The organism is Lysinibacillus mangiferihumi, from assembly GCF_003049665.1.
In the GTDB taxonomy this organism is placed as follows: domain Bacteria; phylum Bacillota; class Bacilli; order Bacillales_A; family Planococcaceae; genus Lysinibacillus; species Lysinibacillus mangiferihumi.
The window spans coordinates 25,113-31,806 of record NZ_PYWM01000043.1 but is presented as its reverse complement, the minus strand read 5'-3'; the positions used below and the strand labels follow the sequence as shown (position 1 = coordinate 31,806).

7 protein-coding genes, 1 tRNA gene, 1 rRNA gene and 1 other RNA gene are annotated in these 6,694 nt (G+C 37.5%); 3 read left to right on the top strand and 7 right to left on the bottom strand.

Annotated elements, in window-relative coordinates; all coding sequences use genetic code 11:
- From C9J37_RS24750 to ffs, 7 genes are all read right to left on the bottom strand, one after another.
- Positions 1-71, bottom strand: a 16S ribosomal RNA gene (locus C9J37_RS24750); the annotation flags it as partial.
- Positions 72-361: 290 nt separating this feature from the next.
- Entirely contained in the window at positions 362-634 is a 273-nt protein-coding gene (locus tag C9J37_RS24745) for a pro-sigmaK processing inhibitor BofA family protein (protein ID WP_107897535.1), read from the bottom strand.
- 70 nt (positions 635-704) lie between these two features.
- Positions 705-920 carry a YaaL family protein gene (locus C9J37_RS24740; protein WP_024362956.1) on the bottom strand — a complete coding sequence of 72 codons (216 nt, stop codon included), beginning with the start codon at positions 918-920 and terminating at the stop codon, positions 705-707.
- Between the two features lie 13 nt (positions 921-933).
- Complete coding sequence (recR, locus tag C9J37_RS24735) at positions 934-1,530, bottom strand: recombination mediator RecR (protein WP_024362955.1); 597 nt, start codon at positions 1,528-1,530, stop codon at positions 934-936.
- Between the two features lie 11 nt (positions 1,531-1,541).
- Positions 1,542-1,856 (bottom strand): YbaB/EbfC family nucleoid-associated protein, encoded by a 315-nt coding sequence (locus C9J37_RS24730; RefSeq protein ID WP_024362954.1) that lies wholly within the window; start codon positions 1,854-1,856, stop codon positions 1,542-1,544.
- A gap of 20 nt (positions 1,857-1,876) precedes the next feature.
- Positions 1,877-3,664 carry a DNA polymerase III subunit gamma/tau gene (gene dnaX / locus C9J37_RS24725; RefSeq protein WP_107897534.1) on the bottom strand — a complete coding sequence of 596 codons (1,788 nt, stop codon included), beginning with the start codon at positions 3,662-3,664 and terminating at the stop codon, positions 1,877-1,879.
- 144 nt (positions 3,665-3,808) lie between these two features.
- Positions 3,809-4,076, bottom strand: an RNA gene (gene ffs / locus C9J37_RS24720) — signal recognition particle sRNA large type.
- Between the two features lie 182 nt (positions 4,077-4,258).
- Here ffs and C9J37_RS24715 point away from each other — a divergent pair.
- The 3 genes from C9J37_RS24715 (at position 4,259) to C9J37_RS24705 (ending at position 6,640) form a co-directional block, all read left to right on the top strand.
- Positions 4,259-4,351, top strand: a tRNA-Ser gene (locus tag C9J37_RS24715).
- Between the two features lie 147 nt (positions 4,352-4,498).
- Positions 4,499-5,761, top strand: coding sequence for an ATP-binding protein (locus C9J37_RS24710; RefSeq protein ID WP_107897533.1), 1,263 nt, complete (start codon positions 4,499-4,501; stop codon positions 5,759-5,761).
- Entirely contained in the window at positions 5,762-6,640 is an 879-nt protein-coding gene (locus tag C9J37_RS24705) for a response regulator (protein WP_024362951.1), read from the top strand.
- Positions 6,641-6,694: the final 54 nt, after the last annotated feature.

Genomic DNA, 6,694 nt, shown 5'->3' with positions numbered 1-6,694 from the left:
GTTCGCTCGACTTGCATGTATTAGGCACGCCGCCAGCGTTCGTCCTGAGCCAGGATCAAACTCTCCATAAAAGAAATTTGATTAGCTCAAATTGTTTTGCTGGCATCAATTTTGATGTCCAAAATTTGTTTCGTTCACTAACGAAGTTAGCTAATAAAAACTATATTGATTACGTTTTGCTTGTTCAGTTTTCAAGGTTCATTTTGTCGCCGCTTGTTTCAGCAACTCTTATATAATACCATCTTTTCAAATCGATGTCAACAATTTATTTTAAATTGTTTTTTGTTTTATACAAGTTGTTTCAGTTGTTATCTTAACGACTCTTATTACTATATCACAATATTTATAGTTTGCAAGCCTTTTATAAAAATAATATTAAAAAAGTGATTCCTAGTACACCTGGAATGCCCAACAATGCAATTGTGAATACGGAAAACAGGTTAATTGGTACATTATAACCGCTATAACCAACACCTAAATGAATAATGAATAATAATAAAAATGCAAATGCAAATCGGAACCAAAATACGGATAGTCCTTCTAATACTTTACCCAATTTAACGTGTCTTCCTACTATATAAAGAAAAAGAAGCGCTACAGGAACACAAATACTCACAATTACAGTCCACGGCATATGCTTGCCCCCTTCGATCATAATTATGTAATTTTATGATTCCTATAGCACGTCTATAACTCTACAATCATTATTTTATTAGTACTCGTCGAATTCTAGCTTCTTTAAATAAATAAAAATGAATACTCTCTGCTGCTTTTCGCTGAGCAATAACTTCTAAATCATAATCATTTAATAATTCTTCAATCAATTTTGCTTGTTGTAAATCTTCTTTTGTTTGTTTAATGAGATTAACAAGCTTTTCGTCAAATTCTCTTTTTAGCTTTCCTTTATTGCGGAAGAACATTTCAATCCCTCACTCATAACTCTCGGCGGCCTTCCATTGCCTTCGATAACGTTACTTCATCAGCATATTCTAAATCTCCACCTACTGGTAATCCGTGCGCAATGCGTGTTGTGCGGATGCCAGATGGTTTAACAAGACGAGAGATATACATAGCCGTCGCTTCACCTTCAATAGTAGAATTGGTTGCTAAAATAAGCTCCTGCACCGTTTCATCTTGTAAGCGTACTAACAGTGAGGCTACATTAATATCCTCTGGGCCGATACCATCCATTGGTGAAATAGCCCCCTGTAACACATGGTACTTACCATGGTAATCACGCATTTTTTCCATTGCAATAACGTCCTTTGTATCTTGAACAACGCAAATTACTGAGGCATCGCGTTGTTTATCGGTACAAATATGACATGGGTCTACATCGGTAATATTGCCACAAACAGAGCAATAACTTAAATTACGTTTTGCATCTATTAAAGCTTTGGAAAAAGAAAGAACGTCATCTTCTTTCATTGTTAACACAAAAAACGCCAGTCGGGCTGCGGTTTTTGGCCCGATACCTGGCAATTTCATAAAACTATCGATTAATTTTGATATTGGTTCTGGGTAATACATATTGTTACCTCCTAGAATGGAAGGTTCATGCCTTGCGTAAATTTACCCATTGTTGCATTTGTTTTTTCTTCTACTTTTTTAAGTGCTTCATTCGTTGCAACAACAATTAAATCTTGTAACATTTCGATATCGTCAGGATCTACTACCGAAGTATCAAGATTCACTTCTACTACTTCACGTTGACCTGTAACTGTTACTTTCACCATACCGCCGCCAGCAACACCTTCAAATTGTTCAGCATTTAAAGCTTCTTGAGCTTCCATCATTTCTTTTTGCATTTTTTGCATTTTTTTCATCATGCCTTGCATATTTCCCATTCCACGCATAACCTATTCCTCCTAAGTAATCAGTCTTCAATAATTTCAACAAAATCCTTACCGAACAGCTTTTCCGCTTCCGTCACCAATGGATCTTGTGATGCCAGCGGTTGCGCATCATCGATAAAAGGTTCTTCTGGCATTTCTGCCGGTGGTGGTTCCAATAATTCAACATTCGGATCATCGTTAGCTAATGGTGCTTTCTTTTGATGTAATCCGTGATCACGAATGAACTCTTCACGCAACTTTAACCATGTTTCTTCTGGCGTACAAAGCATTTCATACATCGTGCCTGTTTGACCTGCAATAAGTTGTGTGAATTGTGCTTTTAGCATTTGATTATCAGCAACCATTTGACAATGAATATCATACTTGAATTTTAACACAAAAGCACTCGAAGATGCCGCAACAGGTTCAGCTTCTGCTAAAAGAGCTGATTGTGACTTTTGCAATTGATTTAACGCCTGCGCCCATACAGCCTTTACACGTTGCACATCTTGCTTTGTCGCATCCTTTAGCACTTCTTGAATACGACCAGTAGGCGCCTTATAACCATTTGGACTTTTTGCACGCGGACGTTGTTCTTTGGCAACCTGAGTAGCTTGTGACGGCGCACCATTTTGTATTTGTAAAGATAGTTGTTGCACCATTTCCTCAAGCGCAATGATTTTTTGCGCTAGTTCTGGGCTCATTACCGCCTCACTTGATGGGGCAGTTTGATTGACTACGCCACCCGAAAACTGTGTCATTTTTAGCAATGCTGTTTCCAAATAGATTTTCGTATGATGCGAGAAACGCATTTCTTGTTGTGTTTTCGCTAAAATGTCGATGTAGCCATAAAGCATATCTGGTGCAAAGTCATGTGCCAATGCAAATACGCGCTCCTCAGGTGATACTAACTCTAATAGTTCAGCTAAATTCTCACTCGTTTGTAAAAGCAGTAAATCGCGGAAAAATGTAATTAAATCCTCTGATAAGCGCAACGGATCCTTCCCATCTGCGATTAGCTGCTCTAACAGCGCAAGCATTTGTGCCACATCTTTGACCTTTAAAGCTTCAGCTAAATCATAGAAAACATCCTGACTAATTGAGCCTGTGACTAGTAGTGCATCTTCTAGTTTCAACATCTCACCGCTAAAGGATACAACTTGGTCCAACAAGCTCAATGCATCACGCATACCGCCCGCTGCTGACTGCGCAATGACTTTTAGACCTTGTTCTTCAAATGGGAGTTCGATATCTTCTAGTACGACCTTCATGCGCTCGATAATATCGTTAGTTGAAAGTCGCTTGAAGTCAAAACGTTGGCAACGTGAAATAATCGTTGCAGGTAATTTATGAGGTTCTGTTGTTGCTAAAATAAATACAGCGTGAGGTGGTGGTTCTTCTAGCGTTTTTAAAAGCGCATTGAAGGCACTTGTAGACAGCATATGCACTTCATCAATGATGTACACTTTAAACCTGCTGCTAGCTGGAGCAAAACGTACCTTTTCAATAATGTCCCGTATTTCTTCAACACGTGAATTAGAAGCTGCATCAAATTCAATAACGTCTGGATGAGAACCATCTGTAATGCTTAAACAAGTTGCACACTCATTACAAGGTTCACTTGCTGGAGCATGCTCGCAATTTAAAGCCTTAGCAAAAATTTTAGCTGTACTTGTTTTCCCTGTACCCCGAGGTCCAGAAAACAAGTAAGCATGAGTTGTTTTATTCGCTAGGAGAGCATTTTGCAGCGTTCTTTTGACATGCGCTTGACCTGACATTTCTCGGAATGATTGTGGTCTATACACACGATAAAATGCTTGATACGTCAATGATTTCCTCTCCCCTTCTTTTTCAATATTAATAAAACTATTATAGCATCGGCAGCCTTGTTTATAAAACCGTGTCCTATTTTATAATATAAAAAAACGCACTCGCCTACAGTAGACGAATGCGTTTAAATTGGCAATTTAATGCCGTGCACCTTTCTTCGACAGCCGCACATAAGCGTTACTCTTGTCGTTAGCTCAGATTAGGCAACCCCGCGGCACATGAATAAGACCACTTAATGCTGCTTCCTTCCGGACCTGACATGGTTCATGGGTATCCATTGCGCAGGACCCAATCGTCAACACTACGTGCAAAAGGCAGACCAAACAATACGGACAGCCTCGAAAAAGGAATTCAGTCTCGCTAGAGCGGATTGCGAGTTACAGGACACCGCTACCTTCCCACCTAGCACGGCAATAACTAGTATACTTTCAGTTTGTATAAATTGCAACGAATTGCACAAATTATTTAAGTACATTCTTAATTAATAAAAATTAATTTTTTAAAACCTACTATTTTTTCAAAAAGATGTTGACGTCAAAATAAAATCATGATAAATTAGTTCTTGTCGATAAGACATCGAAGCAATATAGTATGGAGGTATACCCAAGTCTGGCTGAAGGGATCGGTCTTGAAAACCGACAGGCGGGTAACACCGCGCGGGGGTTCGAATCCCTCTACCTCCTCCAGTTTTTTAAAATCCGACTACACGATGTAGCCGTTTTTTTTTGCTTAAAAAATTGTATGTCATACTTATTAAATACCACTTCCGATTAGGTTGTGGTATTTTTTTATTAGCTATCTTGCTCTTAAATACTTTAGGGAGGATATTTAATATGTATTCCAAAGCCTTTATTTCTCGTAGTTCCCTCACATGGATTATATCCATCGCTTTATTAACGGCTATCGGTAGTGAAATTAAAATCATCCCTTTCGCCAATACTTCTTTTCGCTTTGGTCTGGGGACAATTATATTCTTTTTATGCACCTTACTTAGACCGACACCTATTATATTAGCCGGTATTGTAACTAGCATTGTAACAACCACTTTACGAATCGCTATTAGTTACTATACGCATAATACATCTTTAATAGATGGTATTTATACTCACTTACCTGCTGGGACATTTTATTTATTGTTTGCAATATGCCTACAGTTTTTAAATATTCATCAATATCGTGAAAAGCCATTAAAGTTAGGATTACTAGTAGCCTTCAGTGAGGTCATTAGTAATTTAGCGGAACAATTGCTACGTTTCCTTGTCCAATCTTATACAATTTTATTTATTCATGACCTGCTCATCTTATTAGCCGTTGCCCTATTACGTAGTTTTTTTGTTGTTGGCATTTATAGCTCTATTGTTATTGCCGAGCAAAAAAAACGCGTGCAGGAAATGCTTACGATTGGTTCAGATTTATATGTAGAGACGCTCTATTTAAAAAAATCTATGAATCATATTGAAACGATTACTGCCAATGGGTTTGATTTGTATAGACAATTAAAAGCACAGGGCAATCGTTCAGAAAGTATACAAGCACTTCATATTGCCCAGGAAATTCATGAAGTCAAAAAAGATTCTCAGCGTATTTATGCGGGTATATCTAAAATTGTTGGGGACAAGAGCTTTGGCTCATTACGATTATCAGAATTATTACATTATATAGAAGACGGCAATCGCAAATACAGTGAGTTACTCGGTAAAGACATCCAGTTTAATATAAGTTTAGATACTGATTTTTTAACGAAAGAGCATATTGCCTTGCTGGCACTATTAAATAATTTAACTGCTAATGCCATTGAAGCAATAGAAAAGCAAGGTATCATATCTATTGATATTCAACAGCAGGAGGTTGATACTGTAATAACAGTAAGTGATGATGGAAAAGGCATCTTCGAAAGTGACCTTTCTATTATTTTTGAACCTGGCTATACGACGAAATACAATGTTGAAGGTGTAGCAGCTACAGGAATTGGACTATCACATGTCGCTGAATTAATTTCAAAATTAAATGGCTCCATTTCAGTTGAATCAAATAACTACAAAACGGTGTTTAAAATTATAATTCCTACGCAAACTATTCTAACGGGAGAGACTTAAATGAGGTATTTTATTGTAGATGATGATCGTGCAAGCCGCGTGATGCTAAAACAAATTATTGAAGATAGTGGTTTAGGTACAGTAATCGGCGAAGCACGCAATGGAGTAGATGCCATTCCACAAATATTAATGACACAACCTGAATTTGTACTAATCGACTTACTTATGCCTAAGTTAGATGGTATAGCAACAGTGGAGCATCTTCTTCAGAATCGATTTGAAGGACAGTTTATTATGATTTCACAAGTTGTTAATAAGGAAATGGTCGGCGAGGCCTATGAACAAGGGATAGATTTCTTTATTCATAAACCCATTAACCGTATTGAGGTTGAAAATGTTTTACGCAAAACAACGGAACAATTTCGCCTAAAAAATTCCCTATTAGTTATTCGACAATCGCTAACGAACATCGATCTAAGTGAGCAAATAAACAATAAAGCTACATCGCGAGACCACATCCAATCGATCTTAAATGATATGGGGATTGTCGGTGAAATTGGAAGTGAGGATATTATAGCAATTATTGAAACATTATTAGCTCATCAGCACAAAATTGCGCCACTTCCTCCATTAAAAGAGCTCTATGAGGAAATAGCAGCTGTCACAAAGTCAACTCCTGATGAAATATTGAAAGAGAGTAAAGCGATTGAACAGCGTGTACGTCGAACGATTTTAGCTGCCATGATTAATCTCGCCAATTTAGGTGTCGTTGATTATACAAACTCTGAATTTGAATATTATGCACCTCGATACTTTGATTTTAAAGAGATTCGCCAGCTTATGACGCAAATCGAAGACCACGGGAATCGCAAAGCAAAGGTCAATATTAAAAAGTTTATTCAGGTGTTATATTCAGACATTTTAACAAAAGTAAATTAATTTTCTCGGATTTTGTCGGATTTCATAAGTCCTCCGTATTATTAAAGTAAGGCG

What these genes read in the sequence shown, in the direction of transcription:
- C9J37_RS24730 (WP_024362954.1), bottom strand. Translation starts at nt 1,856, where the DNA reads ATGCGTGGAATGGGAAATATGCAAGGCATGATGAAAAAAATGCAAAAA.
- C9J37_RS24740 (WP_024362956.1), bottom strand. Translation starts at nt 920, where the DNA reads ATGTTCTTCCGCAATAAAGGAAAGCTAAAAAGAGAATTTGACGAAAAG.
- C9J37_RS24710 (WP_107897533.1), top strand. Translation starts at nt 4,499, where the DNA reads ATGTATTCCAAAGCCTTTATTTCTCGTAGTTCCCTCACATGGATTATA.
- recR (WP_024362955.1), bottom strand. Translation starts at nt 1,530, where the DNA reads ATGTATTACCCAGAACCAATATCAAAATTAATCGATAGTTTTATGAAA.
- C9J37_RS24705 (WP_024362951.1), top strand. Translation starts at nt 5,762, where the DNA reads ATGAGGTATTTTATTGTAGATGATGATCGTGCAAGCCGCGTGATGCTA.
- C9J37_RS24745 (WP_107897535.1), bottom strand. Translation starts at nt 634, where the DNA reads ATGCCGTGGACTGTAATTGTGAGTATTTGTGTTCCTGTAGCGCTTCTT.